Raw genomic sequence first — 21802 nt, 5'->3', positions numbered from 1 at the left:
CGCGCAATTTTGAGTCATTCTTTTAAAAATGCGAGAAGCCCGCGTTCATAGCGGCTTAAGTATTTCGTTTTTCTAGGTAAAGAGAGAGACTGTCGCCATGCCCTTTGAGTTTCCTCATCTTTTTTACATAAATCAATTAGCGCAGGGTGAACATAAGATTTACGGGCGATAGAGGGCGTGTTGCCTAGTTGCTTAGCGACGCTATCGAGCATAGCCGTTAACGTAAGGTTTCCCCTAGCTTTCGCGAGTTGCTCAAATGCAATTGTGCTTGCTCGCCACGTTCTAAAGTGTTTGGCGCTAAACTCTTCTCCCATAATGCGCTGAATATAGTTATTCACTTCACTGGAGGAAACATTGGTTCGCTCGCCATTACTGATGTATTGGAAAAGGTGCTGACCGGGAAGGTCTTGAAGCGCTTTAATCACTTGGCTTAGCACTCTATCCGTTATATTTACCTCTCGCTCCTTACCCGATTTTGCACGATACCTAAGCTGGATATTTTTACCAGTAAGCTTGGCGTGACGGTTTCGCAACGTAGTGGCGCCAAAACTCTTATTGAGTTTTACATTGCGTTCATTGCCAACCCTAAGCGCACCTAAGTCCATGAGCCTGACAATTGCCGCTACTGTGCGCTCAACGGTAAGTTCATCTCCCTGCAGATCAGATATCAGGCGAGCTCTTAACAAGGGAAGCTTATTACCAAATACCGCGCAAGCCTCGTATTTTTTCTCTTCTTGTTGTGCTCTAAACTCTGGGTGATAACGGTATTGTTTACGGCCTTTACTGTCGATGCCTGTGGCAAGAATGTGGCCGTTTTCCTCTGGGCAAAACCAAGCGTCTTTATAAGCGGGAGGTAGCGCCAATGCGTTTAATCGATGGATAATCTTGTCATCTGTTATTCTGTTGCCAACCGGATCGAAATAAAGCCACATATCGTTTTTACGCTTCCTAGTAATGCCGGGTAAGTTATCGTCAACATAAATCAATTCCATTTCAAGTTCACATCCTGTCCTGCTTACGGGCTGAGGCGGGCTGATTATCACCAGTTAACGCTATTCGTTTTTTATCTGGATGTTTTCCCACTGCGCTTTTGCTATAACGCTTGTTCAGCACAGTTTCTGTAAGCCAATTTTTTGTTCAATTACGTGTGTGTTGAAACGTTTACCGGCACTGTAAAGATTAAAAATGCACATTTATTTTTCTATATCGCCAATTCTTACAAGGGCTCATATCGAAACTAAATGGAGAAAAAAATATAAAAACAGTGCGAATTCTCGATTTCTAGATTATGGTGGAATTAAGCGTTTGCACGATTTTGTTCTAGCCGTGCTAAAACGCGCGAGGCAGTTTATTTTTGACTGCTTCTCAGTCGACGCGATTAGGGGGATGGTCCTGTTTCGAACGACATCCTTCTAGTGGTGGAACTGTAGCTTGCTGGCCATGGTTTTCATTGGCTGGCTTGGCCATATTTTACGGAGTAAAGGATGCCAAGAAAAAACGCCACCGATACAAAAATATACGTCCTCGATACCAACATTTTGCTTCACGAACCTCATGCTTTTCTCTCTTTTAAAGAACACGACGTTGTCATTCCAATGACGGTGCTAGAGGAACTCGATTATATTAAAGACAGCAAAAAAGACGTTGCTCGCGACGCTCGAGTGTCAATTCGCTCCATGGAAGACCTTCTTCACGATGCCACACCAGAAGAGATGCTGGCAGGCGTATCAATGGAAGGATTAGGCGCAGGAGATACAGCCCCTTCTGGGAAGTTATCTATTTTTGCTGACTTAAATATGGTTGAAGCGCAGCAGGTTTTTACCAGCAATGAAAACGACAATCGTATTATCAATGTTGCGCTACATATTCAAAAAACCTTCGCTCCTCAAAAGGTAGTGCTGGTTACAAAAGATTTGAATATGCGTTTAAAAGCGAAGGGCGCTGGCCTTGCTCATGTCGAAGACTACCGTACCGATCAGCTAATCACCGATATTAAATATTTATCCCGAGGGTTTCATACCTTCGAGGGCAACTTTTGGGATAATGTGAAAAGTGTGGATAGCCGCACAGAGGGCCGAGACACCATACATACGGTGCCCAAGTCTATACTGCCCGAGGCCTACATTAATGAGTTCTTGCTTGATGACAGCAAAGAGTTTGCCGGACTTGTTGAAGAGATATCTGGCGACAATATAGAAGTGCTCGATTTAGGTTACGAGCGACTTATGAGCCGACATGCGTGGGGAATTACTCCTAAAAATATCGGTCAGGGTATGGCATTACACGCCTTGTTAGACCCTCATATTGATATGGTTATTCTTACCGGCCCTGCTGGAAGTGGTAAAACCCTGTTAGCGTTGGCTGCCGCTCTTGAAATGGTGGTAGAGCGCAACATGTACGACAAGATAATTGTAACCCGCAGCACGCCAGAAATTGCGGAATCTATTGGTTTTTTACCCGGTACGGAGGAAGAAAAAATGCTGCCCTGGCTGGCGGCTATCACTGATTCCTTGGAAGTGCTCCACAAACATGATGAGAATACCAAAGGGTCGATGAATTACATTATGGAAAAAGCGAACATTCAGTATAAATCGGTGAATTTTATGCGTGGTCGCAGTATTCAAAACGCCATCGTTATTCTCGATGAATCGCAAAACTTAACGGCATCTCAGCTGAAAACTATAATTACCCGCTGTGGCGAAGGTACCAAACTTATCGTAGGGGGCAACTTAGCGCAGATAGACAGCAACTATCTTAGTGCCGTTACTTCGGGGTTAACGTATTTGGTTGAGAAGTTTAAAGACTTCTCAGGCAGTGCCACTATCAACTTAGATGGCGTGGTAAGAAGTCGTCTAGCAAGCTTCGCCGAGGAGAATTTATAAGTTCTCTCGACCGATAGCGTTAAGTATTTCCCTCAATGGTCGCTATTTAGGTGACCATTGCGGGCTTTCTTTATTTTACCAGCTCAATTTGAAACCTTCCCGTATCAATAAATTGCTTTGTACTCTCTGATACCTGACCAAAGGGGATTTGCGCAGGGCCAGTGGGGTCGTAAAGCACGTATTTCTTACCTTCAAACTCAATAGTTTCATCGTCGACCATAGGCGTTAGAGCCACGCCTAAAAGCGCGTGATTGGGGAGGAAAACAATGATCATATTTGTGGTTGGTAAAAACGCTCTCACCATAGAAGATGCCAAAACGGCTTTACTATCGCAGTCACCACTGTTTTGAAGCAATAAACCTATCGGCGGAACAAACCCGGAACCGTTGCTTGCAACTCTGTCTTCCATGGCATTGTAGGGGATACTTTGGATCCAACTTAGCAGCAGGGCAAAGTAGTCTCGCGAATTAGATTGAGGGGCTAATTTTTCATAAAACGCCTGAGATACTGGCACCATAGGCTTAACCGACTCATTTATATAACGAAGGTGATCGGGTTTTACCGCGCGCTGATTAAAGATTGTGGAGAAGCGAGTGTAGTAATGTTCATCTAAATAGGTGTTAAATGCAGTTTGCTGCACAGTTTGAAGGTTCTCTAGCACCTCGGCAGCCTTTTCCTCGCTTGGTGACGTGACCTTAATATCAATACCGTCCTGCTGACGTTTAAGACTTACTTTGGCCTCTTTAGGGTTAAGCTTTTGAGATTCTTTTAATAGCGCCACCATGACATAGCGCTGGGCTATTTTAGGTTTGTAATTCGGTTGAAGCGTGGGGTTTTGTTTAATTGTCTCTCGTGGCAACTCAAAACTCACCGAATGAACCACTTGCTTGCTATCTGTCCATTGGTAGTTGAATGTAACGCTATCGCCGTTATTGGAAGTGGCAAAGTTGAGTTGTTCTGCACTAACCTTAACATTGATGCACAAGCTTGTTGCCACTGCTATTACCAATGCAGCCAATGATGTCACAAGCCCTCGTAATAGTTTAACGGCGGTGCGTTCGCGCATAGTGGTTTACCAACATTTTTCTATACAAAGCCAATTTAGCGAGCGGGAAAGCTCTCTTCCCTGCCATTTGAGTATGTTCTTTGTATAAAAATATTCAAGGTAGAATTTAGCTTAGCTACTGTTGAAACCAGTTTAACTCATTATGCAAACTAACAACGGTACCAACTATCACCAAGGTGGGCGGCTTAAGCTGCGCCTTTTCTTGCTTCTCGCATATATCGGATAGTGTACCGATAAGTACTCTCTGAGCATCTGTGGTAGCTTGCTGTACTAGTGCAATGGGTGTAGTTTCTGGTAAGCCGTGCTGAATGAGCTTTTCGCAGATTACCGGCAGACCAGTAAGCCCCATGTAAAAAACAGCCGTTTGATTTTGGTGCGCTAATGCGGACCAATTTAAATCGATGGTACCGTTTCGCAAGTGACCTGTAGCAAACACTACCGATTGAGCGTGGTCGCGGTGAGTAAGCGGTATTCCCGCATAGCTTGATGCGCCACTGGCGGCGGTAATGCCAGGTACCACCTGAAATTCAATACCGTGCTGAATAAGAGTTTGAATTTCTTCGCCGCCTCGTCCAAAAATAAACGGGTCTCCGCCTTTTAACCTTACAACGCGATTTCCTTTTTTCGCTTCATCAACCATGAGCTGATTAATATCATCTTGAGGCAGTGTGTGGTTACTCATGGCTTTACCCACATAAATCTTTTCGGCATCCCGTCGCACTAATTCTAAAATTTGAGGGGAGACCAAGCGGTCGTAAACAACCACGTCGGCTTTTTGCATTAAGCGCAATGCGCGAAAGGTGAGTAGATCTGGATCGCCTGGACCTGCACCCACAAGATACACTTGCCCTGTGACTTCTTTGTTTTCTGCCGCCGCTTGGAGGGCTATGTCGAAAGCTTTGTCTGCTTTCTCGTCTTGCCCTTTTTCAACCATCTCAGCAATGTCACCGTCGAGTACATCTTCCCAGAAGTAGCGTCTGGCAGTCACACCGTCGAGTGCCTGTTTTACTTTATCTCTAAACTTCTCAGAGAATGCGCCAAGCCTGCTGAGGTTGGCAGGCAGTACGGTTTCTAGCTTCTGACGTAAATAGCGGAGCAATACAGGGGCCACGCCACCGCTGCTCATAGCAATAATAATAGGGGAACGATCGACAATAGAAGGCGTAATAAATTGGCACAACGGCGTATTGTCCACAACGTTAACCAACACTTTTTGGGCGCGGCCTAAATCGTGAATATATTGGTTAACTTCAGGTTTGTCGGTAGCAATAAACACCATGTCTTTATGTGCTAAATCGCTATCGATAAATTCTCTTTCGATAAGAGTAACTTTATCGTTTTTCGCCAACGCTTTTACCGTATCACACACCCAAGGGGCCACCACGGTAATGGTGGCGGGGGTCTTCATAATAAGCTCGAGCTTTCGAGCCCCCACTTCACCTGCACCTACAATAAGGCAGTTAAGCGAGCGAGCGTCTAAAAATAAGGGAAAGTAATCCATAGGGAGCACATAAAAAAAAAGAACTGACGCTATTTTGCGCCAATTCTTCTTTTTTAGAAACAACGAAAACAGCCTTCATATTACATATTGATATATAAAGGCGTTTACAGTTGTTTTTTAGTTCTTACGCTTACGGTTATCACGATTACCGCGATCTTCTCGAGGTGCTCGATTTGGTCTTTCACCGCGATTTTCACGTTTTGGTGGTGGTGTATCCGACCATTCACGCAGATTTAAGCGCTGACCTGCAACACGAGTTGCTTGAAGCGTAGAGTGAGTTTCCTTCGGCATACCCTCAGGCAAATCTACCGTGCTGAAGTTATCATAAATCTCGATAGCACCAATGTTCTTCGAGTTAATGTTAGCTTCGTTTGCAATGGCGCCAACGATGTTACCCGGCTTAGCACCGTGCACATGGCCAACTTCAATGCGAAAACGCTGCATACCTTCGTCTGGCTTGCGATTGCCACGAGGCGCTCTTGGCTTTCTATCTCTGCTCTCACGGCCACCACGCTCATTGCGCTCACGACTATCGCGAGGCGGCTTGCTGTTAAGGTCTGGACGATCGCCTTCTTTAAGCATCAATGGCTCATCGCCTTGAGCAATTTTGATCATTGCTGCAAGAAGTACTTCTGGAGAAGCTTCATTCTCGTCTTTGATCATTTCGACAATTGGCATCAAAGATTCAATACTATCGTCTTGCGTTGCTTCCATTACCGACTGCTTAAAGCGCGTCAAACGGGTCTGGTTTATTTCGCTAATTGAAGGAATAGGCATCACTTCAATAGGCTGCTTAGTTGTTTTCTCAATTGAGAATAACAAACGCTTTTCGCGGTGAGAAATAAACAGTATTGCATCACCCTGACGACCGGCACGGCCTGTACGACCAATACGGTGAACATACGATTCACTGTCATAGGGTATGTCGTAGTTGATAACGTGACTCACACGCTCAACGTCAAGACCACGAGCAACAACATCTGTTGCTACTAAAATGTCGATATTACCTTGCTTAAGCTTATCAACCGTGCGCTCACGGGCAGATTGTGGAATATCACCATTTAGCGGTTCTACATCAAATCCGCGTGCTGAAAGCTTGTCTGCTAGTTCTACCGTTGCCGTTTTGGTTCTAACGAAAATGATCATGCCGTCGAATTTTTCGACTTCCATAATACGCGTTAGTGCCTCAAGTTTGTGATGAGGCGCAATTTGGCAGTAGCGCTGGCGAATGGTGCTGGCAGTACTTACCTTAGACGCAATTTTTACGTGCTTAGGATCGTTAAGATAACGCTGTGTTATCTTCTTAATTGGACCAGGCATTGTTGCTGAGAATAACGCCGTCTGACGTTTAGCAGGTGCGTGGCTTAGAATAAGCTCTACATCATCAATAAAGCCCATACGAAGCATTTCATCAGCTTCGTCAAGCACAAGAAATTTAAGTTCGCTTAAATCTAATGTCTTGCGCTTAATATGGTCAATGATACGACCTGGTGTACCTACCACAACCTGAACGCCGCGTTTTAGCTGACGAATTTGGTTATCGTAAGATTGACCGCCATATACTGGAAGTACTTTAATTTTTTGACTAAAGCTCGCATAAACCTGAAATGCCTCTGCAACCTGAATCGCTAATTCACGAGTTGGGGCTAATACCAGTAATTGCGGCTTACGTTGTTCAGGATCGATATTTGCCAACATGGGCAGGGCAAACGCAGCGGTTTTTCCTGTCCCTGTCTGTGCCTGACCGAGTAAATCGTGACCTTCAAGCAAAAGTGGAATACTCTCAGCTTGGATAGGTGACGGTTTCTCGTAGCCAACTTTTTCAAGGGCTTGTAAGATAGGTTCTGGTAAATTTAGGTCTTTAAATGTCATGTCGACAGTTGTTGTCATTAAGGGTCCTGATGTTAAAAGTAAGGAGGGTGCGGCATACGTGAGTAACGCCTAAAAACGTTGAAGTGTGCCTGCAGTATTGCTAAAAAACGTATTATATTCGAATAATGGGCAGGTTGCCATGAAATTGCACAATAATGCTGAAATAATAACCAGTTTTTGGAAGTGGCTTACACTTAGTAGCTAAATAGAAGCCAAAATTTTCGAGACAGAGCAGGGAATTACAATGAGTAAGAACAATTCAAATAAAATCTTTAAACGCTCTACGGTGGCAGTATTGCTACTGACAGCTCTTTTGTCTGGGTGCAGCGAAAAATCTATGGAAAGTCATTTAGCCGACGCCCGTAATTATGTCTCAGAGCAGCAGCCCGACGCAGCAGTAGTTGAATATAAGAACGCAATACAGAAATCTCCAAATGCCCCAGAGCCTAGATTCGAGCTTGGAAAGCTGTATTTAGAAACAAACAATTTTGTTGCGGCAGAAAAAGAATTGAATAAGGCGCTGGAGTTAGGCTATGCCGCAGGTGAAGTTATTCCTCTTCTATCAAAAGCCTACCAGCAGTCGGGAGCCGAAAACGCGCTGTCTGAAGTGGATTATCGCGCTCAGGGAATGACAGCGGTTGAATCGGCAGAGGTGGGCTTTTATAAACTGCAGGCGCTCATGCAGTTAGATAAGCGCGAAGAAGCAGAAGCACTTATTGCCGACTTAACCACACTTGACACCAGCTCGGTGTATAAAGGCTTAATCGACAGCTATGTGTTTGTTTTAAACAACGATGCAGAAGCTGCCATTGCGGCAACAGAAGCACTGCGAGAGCAAGCTCCAACCAATAAAGATGTTTTGCAGCAGCTTGCCAAACTGTATTTACAAAACGGTACGCCTGAGAAGGCCGCGGTAGTTTATGGGGACTATATAAAAAGTTATCCAAACGATACGGCAAGCAAGTTTGCTTATGCCGCATTACTGATTGAACTGCGAGCCCTTGACACCGCCGAACCTATTGTAGAGGAGCTGTTGGCGCTTAATGATACACACCCATTGCTAAACACGTTCAAGGGAATTATTGAGTCTGCCAAAGGCAATTATGCCGAGGCGCTAGAGCGATTAGAAATTGCGGTACAAAATGGCAGAAGTGACCAAGTTGTTCGTTTAATTGCGGGGTTTAGTGCCTATCAAATACAAGATTTTGAGTCGGCTCAACGTCATCTCACTATGATTGCGTCTAGTTTACCCGATAATCATCCAGGCCTTCGTATGCTGGCAGACAGCATGCTGCAACTCGGTGAAAACGATAACGCACTCGAGATCTTAGAGCGGGTGGAAGGTGAAGCGGCATCCGATGCGGCTCTGTTTTCAAAGGCAAGCTATCAATTGCTAATAGACGGCAACGTCGTGGGCGCTAAGCAAATGGTCGAGCGTTCAGAAGAAATCAGTACGTCTGCCGAGGATCTTGCGCGTTTAGGCGTACTTCAGCTGTCGCTTAACGATGTAGCTGGGCTGGTGAATTTAGAAGAGGCAGTAAATCAAGCGCCTGAATCGGCAACCACGCAAAGCACCCTAGTTCGTGCCTATATTGCAACTAACCAGCTCGATAAAGCCAAAGATGCCTCTAGTAATTGGCTTGAGCAGTCTCCTAACGATGCTACACCTCTTGTTTACTTAGGTGCCATTGCTACAGCGCAGGGCGAGTTTGATAAAGCGGCCGCTTATTTTGACGACGCCAGTACTCGTGAAGGTGCAGAGAATGAGCTCGTTTATGCCCGTACGCAGCTGCTTATTGCACAAGATGACAACGAGTCTGCTACTGCGTTTATACGCGCCTTTATCGATGAAAATCCAAACGATATTAGAGCACTTACTATGTGGTATGCGCTTGCTGCACAAAACGATGCAGTGGCACCGGTGGTAAGTCACGTTGAAGCGCAGCTAGATAGTGCTCCAGATGCCATCGAAATGCGCTTGTTATTGGCTAGGCTATATGCCTTTGACAACGCCATTGATAAAACGGTAGCGCTGCTGGCTGACGTTGAAGGGGATAAAGAAACGCCTATGGCGTTTTGGAATATTAAAGGTCAGGCACTGATTGCAGCTAACAACGTGAAAAATGCAGAAACCTTTTTTGATCGCTGGTTGTCATTCTATCCACAAGACAAAAGTGCGGTGTTAGGCAAGCTGCTTATTCTCGACTCGCAAAAGCAGTTTACCCAAGGCGTGGCGCTAACAAGCAGAGTATTAGACAAGCGTCCAGATGCGCAAATTAGTCTATTGAAAGCCTACTTTCATAGCCGCATTGGTCAAAGCAAGCCAGCGTGGAGCATTATTAATAACAGCGCAGATAGCGTAAAAGAGCTGCCGTTTGTACGCGGCATTATTGCGCGCTTACACCTTATTGATAATGCACCTGCTGAAGCGGTAGAGCATGCAGAGGCAGCATATGATGCTACGCCTAACTCAGACAACGCGCTGCTGCTGGTAGCAGCGTATGAAATGTCGGGTAAGGCCGAGCAGGCATTTAAGTTTCTAGAAAAACATGTAGCTGAAAACAGTAAAGACGTATCGAGCAGTATGCTGTTAGCCGAGCGCCAGATTCGCCAAGATAGAGCGGCGGCACTAGCAACGTATGAAGCCATTTTGACGCAAACGCCGGATAACTTTGTCGCCCTGAATAACTTGGCGTATTTAGCTTTCGAAGATAATAACTTAGTACAGGCCGAAACGTTAGCTAAACGAGCTGTAGCCTTACGTAGCGATAATGCCGATGCCGTAGATACGTTGGCACAAATTTATATAGCAAAAGGCGATAATGAAGCAGCCCTTTCGTTATATGAAGAAATAGCCACCCGCGATATTCCTAATGAAGAGGTGTATCTGAACCATGTGGAGCTTCTTGTGGAGCTGGATAAAACGGCCTTAGCTAAGCGCAGATTGCAAGCGCGTGAGTTCACTCGTGACGACTTAAAGCAAAAAGCAGCTGAGCTGAGAAAAGCGCTTGGTATTGCCAGTAATGGCTAATATGGGTAGAAAAGTATAAGCACTGCTATTTCTGTAACGCGTAAAAAGCCACTTCAGTTGAAGTGGCTTTTTATTTTTAACCGAATCATTAGCGAATAATGGCTATTATTCCGAGCGATTTAACCGCGCTTTTATATCATTAAGTTCGGCCATTACATCTCTTAGTGTTGGTTCTACATTGCCCTGAGCTTTTAGCTCGGCGAGCAGCTCTGCTTGTTTTTCTGCCCGTGCTTTTTCGTTCTCACGCTCCATTACGTTTACTACGATACCAATGACCATGTTAAGAAATGCGAACGCGGTAAAGAAGATAAATGTAAGATAGTATATCCAGCTTAGCGGGTATTCCTCTTGCGTTTCGTACATCACATCAGTCCAATCTTCAAACGTCATTACTCTAAACAACGTGAGCATGGATATCGTAATATCACCCCATAAAACAGGGTTAATGTTTTCAAATAACGTACTGCCAACAGCTGCGTAAATATAAAAAATGATAAACATAAGCAGCATAACGTAGCCAAGCTGAGGTAGCGCTTTTACCAGTGACACCAGCAAAATGCGCAGCTCTGGAATGATGGATATCATCCTAAGTACCCTAAACACCCTGACTAAACGTGCAATAAGTGCAAGCTCTGCGTCATCAGCGGGAATAAGACTTATCACCACAATCAGCGTATCGAACCAATTCCAAAAGCTTTTAAAAAAGTGCAGTTTTCGCTTTTCTGCCAGAAAGCGAATAGATATTTCGGTAAGAAAGAAAGCGCTAATAAACCAGTCTAGAAACACCGTAAGCGAGACCATACCGTTGGGTAATTCATAAGTTTTTGCGCCAACGAGCAGCGCAGAAACCACAATGACGCTTACCACAAATATCTCAAACCATTTATTGGCTCGAATGCGTTCAAATTTATTCTGTAGTGCAGAAGCTTGCATCTTTTTAAATCACTCTATATCGAACAATGATTAAGGATGTTCAGGTTGGGTACTAGCACAGCTGCTTAATAGCACGACTAATTAGGCTGCAGCTGAAGCGGCAGTATGATGGATGATGAGATAGGTGCTATGCAAGCAAAATCAACCTGCCACATAGTATTTGAGGAGACATTAGGGGCATTAAAAAGGGCAGCAAAAAATGCTGCCCTTTAGGTTCTGCTCGTTACAGCATTAGCTATATTAGCTATCTGATGACATATCCACCGGCTTTAGGCCGCGATTAATCATTTCAACGTCTTCTGCTGTTAGGGTTCCTGCTGCTTGCTTAAGTGTAATGACCGACTGCACGAAGTCGTATCGTGCACCAGCAAGGTTACGCTGTGCATCAAACAGGTTGCGGGTGCTATCAAGTACATCAACCACAGTACGTGTACCTACATCAAACCCAGCTTCTGTAGCTTTTAATGCGCTATCTGCTGAAACAACAGACTGCTCTAAGGCACGAATAGTAGATATGGCTGCTTTCACATTGTTGAATGAACTGCGCACCGACTGCACGGTTTGACGGTAAGTCTGCTCTGTCGCTTGACTCGCTGCAACGTAGTTAAATTTAGCTTGGTCTGTTTGAGAGGTCACTCGTGAGCCTTGGTAAATAGGTACGTTAAGCGACACATTGATAGATTGGCTGTTTAAGTATGGCGTTTCAAACTGCAGTACCGGGTTTTCAATCTCATCTTTACTTCTTGTGGCGTTCGCTGATAGCGAGAGCGTTGGAAGGTGCCCTGAGCGCGCAATAGAAATGTCTTCTTTTGCAATATCCATAGCGAAGCGATTTACAAGCAACGCAAGGTTTTTCTCTTCAGCAGTTTCTAACCAAGTAGTCACGTCTGCCGGCGTTGGCATGGAGGCAGAAAAACTCTCTGTATTCAGGCCAAACAGCTTGTCGTGGTATTTACCAGTAATAACGCGAAGAGCTTCTAGGGCAAATTCAAGCTCGTTTTTAGCCTGAATTTCTTGTGCCACTGTGCGATCGAAATTAGCTTGCGCCTCGTGTACGTCAGTAATGGCGGTAAGCCCTACTTCAAAACGCTGACGAGTTTGTTCTAACTGACGTTCAATAGCGCGTTTTTCAGCACCAACAAATTCAACATTATCTCTGGCGCGAAGCACGTCAAAATAAGCGGTGACTGTGCGTACAATAACGTCTTGAATACTGGAGGCAAGCTGTGCATCACTTTGTTCCGCTACTTTTTCAGCGCGGTTTAAGCCAAGCCAGTTGGCGTGGTCGTAAAGCGACATCGACATTTGTAGACCATAGCTATAGCTATCCACGTCGGTTTCAAATACAACAATTTGTAGATTGTCTGCATCAGAACCCAATGTTTGCGCACGCTCAGAGGTAGATGTACTGTACTGTACCGAGCCTGAAATTTGAGGAAGAAGATTAGCTCTGCTAATGCTTATTCCTTCGAACGCTGCATTGCGTTGCGCTTTCGCTTGGTTCACCAGCGGGTCGTTGGCGAGTGCTTGTTGATAAACCTGCATTAGGTCATCTGCGATCGCGCCCGTGGTTATCGACATGCCGACTACCAGCGATAGAAGTGTTCGTTTCATGCTTACGTTTTCCTGTAGTGTTCGAGTTGTGTCGGCTCACCCTATCTACTGTAATCGATAGTGCCGACTAGTTAAAACCAAGTGTATGAAAATTCAACCACAAACCAAAAGTCCAAACTCGTAACAGTATTGCTTTAACTGTAACAGAATATGTGATCTACCCACGCTCATTATTTTTATATAAACGACTTGTAACCTGAGTTTTCTGTTATTTAAACATTTAAATTGTCGCGTTTTTCACGCGTATACATGTGTGGTATGCAAATGTAGACTACATGATAAATCTATTTGAACCATAAGTGTCAGCAAATGAGCAAGGAAATCCTTTCGTTTACCTCAAATGACGTTGAAATTACCGAAGTTAGCCCTGTTTACCGCGGTTTTTTCACCATGAATCGATACATTTTCCGTCATAAATGCTTTAACGGTGAATGGAGTGACTCGGTTAGTCGCGAAATATTTGAGCGCGGCCATGCCGTTGGTGTATTGCCTTACGACCCAATAACGCAAGAGTTTGTGCTTATTGAGCAAGTGAGAATTGGGGCATTACCCACATCTTCAAGCCCTTGGTTAATAGAAATTATTGCTGGCATGATTGACGAAGGCGAAACCGAAGAAAATGTTTGCCACCGAGAATCCATGGAAGAAGCAGGCATTGAGCTAGAACAGCTGACAAAAGCGTTAAGTTATCTGTCGAGCCCAGGCGGTACAACAGAAAGATTACATATTTTTATAGCGAAGACAGATGCGACTAAGGCGCATGGTATACACGGCTTAGAAACTGAGTCTGAAGATATCAAGGTGCACCGCGTGAAAGAAAATACAGCCCTTGAATGGCTGGAAAATGGTCGCATAGACAACGCAGCGGCCTTAATTGCGCTACAATGGTTTTTTATGCATAAAACTCAACTTTTGGAGCAGTGGAAAACACCGTGACTTATCGTACACCGCGAAAATACATACCTCACTTACCTACCATGCAGGCTGTGTGTGAGGTGAATTATGCGCACCTTTTGCGTATTTTGCCCGATTGCGACACGGAAGATTTAAGCTACCGCTTCTCTATTGGTAAACATTTAGCGTATGAAATAAAAATTGTTGAGTCATCTCGCTACACCAGCTCGTTAAGTATTAAGCAAACCACAAAGGACATGCCGGATTACCTAACCCCGTCAATGACAGTGCGCTTGTACCACGATGCCAGACTGGCTGAAGTGATTAACAGCCAAAATACGGGAGCGCTAGAGCCTTCCTATGAGTATCCGAACCTAAAAATGCGCCAGCGAAACGAGAAACAGATGGTGAATATATTTCTTGCTGAGTGGCTTAACTTCTGTCTACAGCAAACGCCGCGAGTCACATCTGAAGCGTGAAAACGATAATACAGATTAGCGATTGTCACTTGCTAAGAGAAAAAGAGAGAAAAGGATACGCAAATCTGGCGCCTTATTACTCTTTAGAGCAGGTGCTTATCTCACTGGATACACATGCTGATTGTATGCTTATCACCGGCGACATTAGTGGTGATGATTCGCAGGGCAGCTACGACCATTTTCTACAACTTATGGAAAAGTATGTCGACATTCCTTGGTATGTTATACCTGGGAATCACGATAACAATGCCCACTTCGACTGCACCTTCAAAAACCAAAGGTTAGATGCCAATTCACCACTTGAGCTGGGGGAATGGTGCATTCACGGTCTAGATACAAGACCAAAAGTAAATGCAGTAGGTGCGCAGGGAGAAATAGACTTTGCGCATGTAGAGCAAGTTCACTCTGGCGTTACCCAAAATGCTCATAAGTACCATCTGCTAGCTTTACACCATCATATTTTGCCTTCAAACAGTTGGATGGATAAACATAATTTAGTAAATGCAGAGGACTTTATTCAATGGTTAGAGGATGTGAAGGGTATTGCGAACGTGATACACGGTCATGTGCATTCAAGCTTGCGTCAATGTGTAGGTAAACGTCGCATAAACAGCTACGGCTGTCCGTCTACCTGTTGGCAATGGGAGATGCAGCCAGACTTTGCCGTAAGCAATGAACGGCCGGGTTACCAAGTCATAGAACTTCACGATAATGGTCATGCAGAAGTGACGGTTAAAAGAATAAACTAACAATAGCAATTACAGAGATTCCACATGCACCATCTTTTATATCTTCACGGTTTTCTAAGTTCGCCAACCTCCGTGAAAGCACAGGCAACGAAAAACTATTTTGCCAAGCACCATCCTGAGGTTACTCTGCACATACCTGAACTATCGAATTTCCCCAGTAAAGTAGAGGCCCAGTTAGTAGAACTCATTGAGAACAATCCTGAGTTGCTTGAAGGAGGGCTTAAGGTTATTGGTAGTTCTATGGGGGGGTACTTATCAACATTTCTTATCGAAAAATACTCAGGTAAAGCGGTACTCATTAACCCCGCCGTACGCCCTTACGAGTTGCTGCAACAATTTATTGGCCCCCATGTGAATCCGTATAGTGGTGAGAAATTTAGTATTGGGCTCACGGATATTGATATTATAAAAGCCCTTGATATTGATGCACTCAATAATGACAAAGCGTATAAGGTGCTTCTCCAAACTAATGATGAAACCCTCGACTATCGCTTGGCTGCGGCTAAATATGCGCTAAGTGATTTAGTGATAGAGGAGGGGGGCGATCACAGTTTTGTAGGCTATGAAAATCATTTGCCGGCCATAGCCGAGTTTCTGCTTGATTAAACTGTGTCTGCGGGCGGCAAAAAGGCAATAGCCTATTACGCAGCTATTATTGAAACTGCAGGATTGAATTGGCAGGATTGAATTGCCAGGGTTAAATCGCCCTGATAACATCTTTTTACCTTGCGTTGCAGGAGAACTCTGCGTACGTTTACTCATGTTTCTGGCTTGAATAATAACCATAACTATGTCAAATCAATATAATTCAGACGCTATCGAGGTTCTTAATGGCCTCGACCCAGTAAAACGCCGCCCCGGCATGTACACCGATACCACCCGCCCGAATCACTTGGGGCAAGAGGTTATCGATAATAGTGTGGATGAGGCGCTGGCCGGTCACGCATCGAATATCAAAGTAATACTGCACGAAGACCAGTCGTTAGAAGTCATTGATGATGGCCGTGGAATGCCTGTAGATATTCATCCCGAGGAAGGTATTTCCGGGGTGGAGCTTATATTGTGTAAGCTGCATGCTGGTGGCAAGTTTTCAAATAAGAATTATGCATTTTCCGGTGGTTTACACGGCGTAGGTATTTCCGTGGTTAACGCATTGTCCCACCGTGTGGAAGTCACTATTCGCCGCGACAGCAATGTTTATCAAATTGCCTTTGAAAACGGCGACAAAGTCGAAGATCTCCAAGTTATAGACAGTTGTGGCAAACGCAATACGGGTACCCGTGTTCATTTTTGGCCAGACCCTCAATACTTTGATTCTGCCAAGTTCTCGGTAAGCAGGCTGCTGCATAATTTGCGGGCAAAAGCCGTGCTAAGCCCAGGCTTGCGCATTCGCTTTGACAACAAAATTTCAAAAGAAAGCCAGGAATGGTACTACGAAGATGGTTTGAAAGATTATTTGTATCAAGCGGTAGCAGAATTCGAAACCCTACCGGTAGATACCCCGTTTGTGGGAAGCTTTAGCGGAAATACTGAAGGCGCAGACTGGGCGGTAATGTGGTTGCCTGAGGGCGGTGAGTTGGTTACGGAAAGCTATGTAAACCTCATTCCCACAGCTCAGGGCGGTACGCACGTAAATGGTATGCGCCAAGGCCTGTTAGAGTCTATGCGTGAATTTTGTGAGTTTAGAAACTTAATGCCTCGAGGCGTTAAACTTTCTCCCGACGATATTTGGGATAGGTGTGCCTACATTCTATCTACCAAAATGCAGGACCCACAATTCGCTGGTCAAACTAAAGAGCGTTTGTCCTCTCGTCAGTCGAGTGCGTTTGTATCAGGCGTGGTAAAAGACGCTTTCAGTCTATGGTTGAATCAGCATACTGAAATAGCAGAAGCACTGGCCGAAATGTGCATTAACAATGCTCAGCGCCGACTGCGTCAAACCAAAAAAGTTGCCCGTAAAAAAGTAACGCAGGGCCCGGCTTTGCCCGGAAAGCTCACCGACTGCTCCTCGCAAGATATTAGCTATTCAGAGCTGTTCTTGGTGGAAGGTGACTCGGCGGGTGGCTCGGCTAAACAAGCTAGAGACAGAGAGTTTCAAGCTATTATGCCCCTTAGAGGTAAAATTCTTAACAGCTGGGAAGTAGACTCTTCTCAAGTTCTGGCCTCACAGGAAATCCACGATATCTCGGTAGCATTAGGCATTGATCCAGATTCTACCGATTTGTCAGGTTTGCGATATGGCAAAATTTGTATTCTCGCCGATGCTGACTCGGATGGCTTGCACATTGCTACCCTATTGTGTGCTTTGTTTGTTCGCCACTTTAGAACCCTAGTTAACGAAGGCCATGTATATGTGGCAATGCCACCACTATTTAGAATAGATGTTGGCAAAGAAGTATTTTATGCGTTAGATGAAAGTGAAAAGCAGGGCATTCTTGACCGCATAGAGGCAGAGAAAAAACGGGGTAAGGTGAACGTGCAGCGCTTTAAAGGCCTCGGTGAAATGAATCCTCTACAGCTTCGTGAAACCACCATGGATCCAAATACTCGCCGTTTGGTTCAGCTAACCATTGAAGATGCTGAAGATATGATGGAGTTAATGGATATGCTGCTGGCTAAAAAGCGTTCTGGCGACCGCAAAACCTGGCTAGAGAGTAAAGGGAATATGGCAGAGGTTGTGCTTTAAACAGGCGCAGCCCATTCAAGCCACAAAAAGAAAAACAAAGAGAAAACATTTTTTTAAAAAATTTAATTCTTTGCATCTAGTTTAACGTCTCATGCGTTTGGCTTTTTGAACAGGACGTAAGTTGTATCGCGTCACTACTATCAAAAAGAAAACGGAGACGATGATGGATTTATCAAAAACATCACAACGCAACATCAAGTTATCACTACTAGCAACAGCAATTGTTTTTTCTCTTTCAGCCTGTAATGGTGACGATGGTGTTGACGGTGTAAATGGCGTAGACGGAGCTGACGGCGCAGACGGACAAGTCGGTGCACCAGGACAAGACGGAAGCCCAGGTTTTCCTTCCGCTACTTTTTTAGTAGCCAACAACGGCGATAGCAATCGCAACACGGTATCGGTGGTCGACCAAAACGCCAACGTTCTCGATACCTTATCTACCGGTGCTAATGAAGGACTGGTACTAAGCCAGAGCAATACCTTTATTCAAGCTGGCGATAGTGACTTACCTCTTATTCGTTCATTTTGTTCTTTTTCAGCTAACGATGACTACGATGCCAATTTTGGTCACGATATTACCGGGTCAGCTTCGGGATTAGTTAATCCTAAAGGAATTGTATTTGCCGAAGAAGCCGGTCTTATCATGGCAGCTGATTTCAACGGTCAGCGAGTAACAGTATTTGGTGGGCAAGCGGCGGGCAATGTAGCGCCCATTGCCGAATTGGTTACCTCTGCGCCACCTTGGGATCTTGCTTTTGATGAAGCGGCAGACAGACTTTTTGTGGCTTTGACCGACGGTACTGTAGCGGTATACGACGATGTAACTGCCTCTGACTTTGCGCCTACGGTAACCCGTGTCATTACTCCATCGGACGCTGATGGCAATCAGATTTCTGTAAACCTTCACGGTATCGTGTACGAACCAATGTCGAACCGTTTAGTGCTTTCAGACGTTGGCGATGCAAGTATTGCCGACGATGGACAACTTTTCGTTATTGAAAATGCCGCCGCGGCTTCTGGTGCGGTCGAACCTACTCGTGTGGTAGCTGGCGCCAGCACACAGCTTGGCAATCCGGTTGATATAACCCTATCTGGTTCAGACCTTCGCGTTGCAGAAAAGTCGAATGACGCTATCCTTGTATTCTCAAACATCTTTAACGGTGATAGTGGAGACATAGCGCCCACGTTATCAACACCGTCCATTAAGCCTGAGTCTATTGCAGAGGTGCAGGAGATAACTTCACGGGTAGATTCTTCTGATGATGGTATTACAACTATGCCTATTGCGGGGCTGTCTGTATCGAGTAACCCAAGCACAGCAGGAGATAGCACAGGTGCAGTGACTCAGTTTAGTGCGCTGCTTTCAAGTCAGCTAAAAAGCTTCGATAGTGGGATGAGTATTGAAAGTGCTGCCTATACTGCTTTCGGCGATGGCGTTATCACATTTGATAATCCAGATACGTCAACAGGTGGCCTGTTAGTGGTGAATAGACTGTCGTCATCTCGCGATGGTATGACTTATAGCGACAGTTATGACCACATGATTGTAGGTGCTGATACAGGCTTAATAGCGCCAAAGGGATTAGATATATCAACTGATGACGGCTTGGTATTTGTGGCTGATGTTAATGAAAATACACCGGCAGTTAGAGTGTTCTCTCCATGTGCGTCGGGTAATGTGGCGCCGCTGTTAACGCTTGAAGCGGCAAACGGTGCTCGTCCTTGGGATGTCGACTACGACCCAGCAACAGATAGCGCATATATGGCATTAACCAATGGTACGGTTGCTGTATTTGAAGAAGTGGTAAGGCGCCTAGATAGCGGCGAGTCTGTTATCACTGGTGAAGATCGTTTAATCGTTCCTACTAGCGGAGGCGTAGCATTTGCTGCACCAACAAATCTGCACGGTATCGATTACGATAGTCAAAGCGACAGCCTGGTGGTATCGGATGTGGGTAGTGCTGCTGATGCTACAGACGGTAAGATTTACGTGATACCTGGTGCTAAAACTGCTCAGGGACAAACAGACGTTACCGTCAATATTGCTGGTCCAGCTTCTCTATTAGGTAACCCTGTTGACCTGATGCTAAGCAATGGGCATGTTTATGTGGCTGAAAAGTCAAATGGCGCGGTGTTGCGTTTTGACAATATTCTGAATGCGAATTCAGGTGATGTGGCACCAGATTACAGTGTGTCATTCACGGCGCCTGAATCGGTATCGGTACTTTCTCTTTACTAATTAGCTATTTATCAAGTGCTATTTATGCACCGTCATTGCTACTTATAGTGAAGACGTTAGTGGGCAAATGAGTCAATGAGATGAGAGGGCTGGCGTAGTTACGTCGGCCTCTTTTTGTGTTTCTGCCTGTTTCGCATTCGCTTGATATTATCAATAAACGTAGACAGCGAAGCCTGTTAAGTAACATAGTGTTTCGAAACAGTGTATTATTTATTTTATTGCGCTATTCTTCACTCGCTTTTGGTTTTTACCCCTTGGAGGTGTTTGTTGAAAAATAAGTGTGTTTAAAACAAACAATGATCAAAACAGAGGTTATTAAGTTTTGGTTCTTCACAAGAAAGCGCTACAAATTTGCGTAATTAAAGAGAGAGAAGCGAGAGCAAAGCGAGACAAATGCGCAAAAACCAGACGCCTAAGTTAGCCATAATAAGCGTTTAAAACTTCAAACATTCGGCGATCTTCAAATCAGTTCATATATCATTACAAATAAAGGTTCATCTCAACACATATGATATTGCGCATCATCAAATGGTTCTCTATCGCGTTAGTTGTAATCGCGTTTTTATCTCTCGTTAGTGCTATCACGCTTACCGCAATGGCCATTCAATCGACTCCTTTAGTCACGAACAGCGCATCGAGCCAGCTTGATGGCGCCGATAGCGTTCAAGTCTTATTAAGTCAGCTTAAACGCGCCTTTTCTCGACGGGAAGAGGGGCACCAAGTTGTGCTAAGTGAAACTCAAGTAGAGAGTCTTGTTGGCGTATTACAGCGGGGGCTTCCCGATTTCAAAGGCCAAGTAAATATCACTTCCACGGGCGGCACGGCAAACCTAACCTATGCGATCAAAGATACTGGTTATTTTTTTAATGTGTCGGCTTTAGTTCTTCCCGGCGACAATTTGCGCATTGAGCACGTTCAAGTTGGCAGTTTGTCAATTCCAGGTCGCTTCTTACTTAACGTAATTGAATATGCAGTAAACAATTATACGAACTCAGAAATTGCCACATTAGCGCTTAGTCGCGTAGAAAAAGTGTCTATGCGACGGGGCGAGCTCACCCTCGATATTGGTCGGTTAGATACCTTCCTTAACGAATTAAACACGGTAGCATCGAACTTATCGGTAGATGAAGAAACCGAGCTTCAAACGCTTACCGCTTATTATTTACGTTACATTTCTGGGCGCGAAATTGCTCTTTCTAATACGCCTGTTTCACTTATCGAATATTTACGTGAGGGAATGGCTCGTGCCCGCGAGCAAAGCAATTCTCCGCAGCAAGCCGTGTTGCATAACAAAGCAGTAATACTTGCCTTGGCAGCCTATGTTGGTCACCACAGGGTAGGAAATTTAGTCGGCGATATTCAGCCTGATAAAGACAAGGCTCTGAGGCCTCGTGCCGGTGCGGTGCTGCACAATCGCAACGACCTTGCTCGTCATTATATTATTTCTGCGGCCTTGGAGCTGCTGTCAGAGCAAAGTATGTCATTTGCTATTGGCGAATTCAAAGAGCTTATGGATAGAGGTATTGGTGGTTCTGGCTATAGCTTTGTTGACCTAGTGGCGGATATGTCTGGTACCGAACTGGCTAAAACAGCGACCACGCTGCATCGCGCAGAAGATGTGCAAAACACGCTAGCCCGAATTCGCTCTGAAGTCGACATTATCCCAGCTATTGATGATATACCGGAAGGGCTTAGCAAGCAGGCGTTCACCGAGCAATACGGTCGTGTAGACAGCCAAGCTTACCTGAATGAAGTTGCAAGGCTTAAGCAGCGGATAGTGGAAATTCCTTTATATAAGCGTTAGTGGCTTAATGAAGTAACATGCTGCTTAGGCCTTTCGTTCACAGGTGGGTAAA

The 21802-nt window shown here is 44.9% G+C and carries 15 protein-coding genes; 9 read left to right on the top strand and 6 right to left on the bottom strand.

The annotated features are described in order from the left end of the window. Positions 1-14: 14 nt before the first annotated feature. Positions 15-992 carry a DNA topoisomerase IB gene (locus GTW09_RS10280; protein ID WP_163111802.1) on the bottom strand — a complete coding sequence of 326 codons (978 nt, stop codon included), beginning with the start codon at positions 990-992 and terminating at the stop codon, positions 15-17. Positions 993-1484: 492 nt separating this feature from the next. Between GTW09_RS10280 and GTW09_RS10275 the strand changes: the two genes are divergently transcribed. Further along, positions 1485-2882 (top strand): PhoH family protein, encoded by a 1398-nt coding sequence (locus tag GTW09_RS10275; RefSeq protein ID WP_071978604.1) that lies wholly within the window; start codon positions 1485-1487, stop codon positions 2880-2882. Between the two features lie 70 nt (positions 2883-2952). Here the strand turns inward: GTW09_RS10275 and GTW09_RS10270 are convergent, their stop codons facing one another. From GTW09_RS10270 to GTW09_RS10260, 3 genes are all read right to left on the bottom strand, one after another. Continuing rightward, a complete protein-coding gene (locus GTW09_RS10270; protein ID WP_239059342.1) occupies positions 2953-3948 on the bottom strand; it encodes a hypothetical protein in 996 nt (331 codons plus the stop codon). A 115-nt stretch (positions 3949-4063) separates the two neighbouring features. Then, positions 4064-5449 (bottom strand): siroheme synthase CysG, encoded by a 1386-nt coding sequence (cysG, locus tag GTW09_RS10265; protein WP_163111801.1) that lies wholly within the window; start codon positions 5447-5449, stop codon positions 4064-4066. A 117-nt stretch (positions 5450-5566) separates the two neighbouring features. Continuing rightward, positions 5567-7339 carry a DEAD/DEAH box helicase gene (locus GTW09_RS10260; RefSeq protein ID WP_163111800.1) on the bottom strand — a complete coding sequence of 591 codons (1773 nt, stop codon included), beginning with the start codon at positions 7337-7339 and terminating at the stop codon, positions 5567-5569. Positions 7340-7565: 226 nt separating this feature from the next. Here GTW09_RS10260 and prsT point away from each other — a divergent pair, with 226 nt between their 5' ends. Further along, on the top strand, positions 7566-10352 hold the full coding sequence (gene prsT, locus GTW09_RS10255; RefSeq protein ID WP_163111799.1) for an XrtA/PEP-CTERM system TPR-repeat protein PrsT: 2787 nt from the start codon (positions 7566-7568) through the stop codon (positions 10350-10352). 105 nt (positions 10353-10457) lie between these two features. Here prsT and GTW09_RS10250 read toward each other — a convergent pair whose 3' ends face one another. Next, positions 10458-11285 carry an ion transporter gene (locus tag GTW09_RS10250; protein WP_071978607.1) on the bottom strand — a complete coding sequence of 276 codons (828 nt, stop codon included), beginning with the start codon at positions 11283-11285 and terminating at the stop codon, positions 10458-10460. Positions 11286-11525: 240 nt separating this feature from the next. Continuing rightward, on the bottom strand, positions 11526-12899 hold the full coding sequence (gene tolC / locus GTW09_RS10245) for an outer membrane channel protein TolC (RefSeq protein WP_163111798.1): 1374 nt from the start codon (positions 12897-12899) through the stop codon (positions 11526-11528). A 309-nt stretch (positions 12900-13208) separates the two neighbouring features. Between tolC and nudF the strand changes: the two genes are divergently transcribed. The 7 genes from nudF (at position 13209) to GTW09_RS10210 (ending at position 21750) form a co-directional block, all read left to right on the top strand. Continuing rightward, positions 13209-13835 carry an ADP-ribose diphosphatase gene (nudF, locus tag GTW09_RS10240; RefSeq protein WP_071978609.1) on the top strand — a complete coding sequence of 209 codons (627 nt, stop codon included), beginning with the start codon at positions 13209-13211 and terminating at the stop codon, positions 13833-13835. 41 nt (positions 13836-13876) lie between these two features. Then, positions 13877-14272 carry a DUF1249 domain-containing protein gene (locus GTW09_RS10235; protein WP_100973157.1) on the top strand — a complete coding sequence of 132 codons (396 nt, stop codon included), beginning with the start codon at positions 13877-13879 and terminating at the stop codon, positions 14270-14272. Beyond that, positions 14269-15021, top strand: a complete 753-nt coding sequence (locus tag GTW09_RS10230; RefSeq protein ID WP_163111797.1) for a metallophosphoesterase — start codon at positions 14269-14271, stop codon at positions 15019-15021. The genes GTW09_RS10235 and GTW09_RS10230 overlap by 4 nt, the downstream gene beginning before the upstream one ends. 24 nt (positions 15022-15045) lie before the next feature. Next, on the top strand, positions 15046-15627 hold the full coding sequence (locus GTW09_RS10225; protein ID WP_163111796.1) for a YqiA/YcfP family alpha/beta fold hydrolase: 582 nt from the start codon (positions 15046-15048) through the stop codon (positions 15625-15627). Between the two features lie 184 nt (positions 15628-15811). Beyond that, the gene (parE, locus tag GTW09_RS10220; RefSeq protein ID WP_163111795.1) at positions 15812-17707 is read left to right on the top strand and encodes a DNA topoisomerase IV subunit B; all 1896 of its coding nucleotides are present in this window, start codon (positions 15812-15814) and stop codon (positions 17705-17707) included. Positions 17708-17870: 163 nt separating this feature from the next. Further along, entirely contained in the window at positions 17871-19946 is a 2076-nt protein-coding gene (locus GTW09_RS10215) for an NHL repeat-containing protein (protein ID WP_163111794.1), read from the top strand. Positions 19947-20454: 508 nt separating this feature from the next. After that, positions 20455-21750: a YfiM family lipoprotein gene (locus GTW09_RS10210; RefSeq protein ID WP_163111793.1), complete on the top strand. Its 1296-nt coding sequence runs from the start codon at positions 20455-20457 to the stop codon at positions 21748-21750. Positions 21751-21802 lie beyond the last annotated feature (52 nt).

The sequence above is a fragment of the Alteromonas hispanica genome (assembly GCF_010500915.1).
GTDB classification, from domain to species: Bacteria; Pseudomonadota; Gammaproteobacteria; order Enterobacterales; family Alteromonadaceae; genus Alteromonas; species Alteromonas hispanica.
This window is presented reverse-complemented; position numbering and strand designations above follow the sequence as displayed.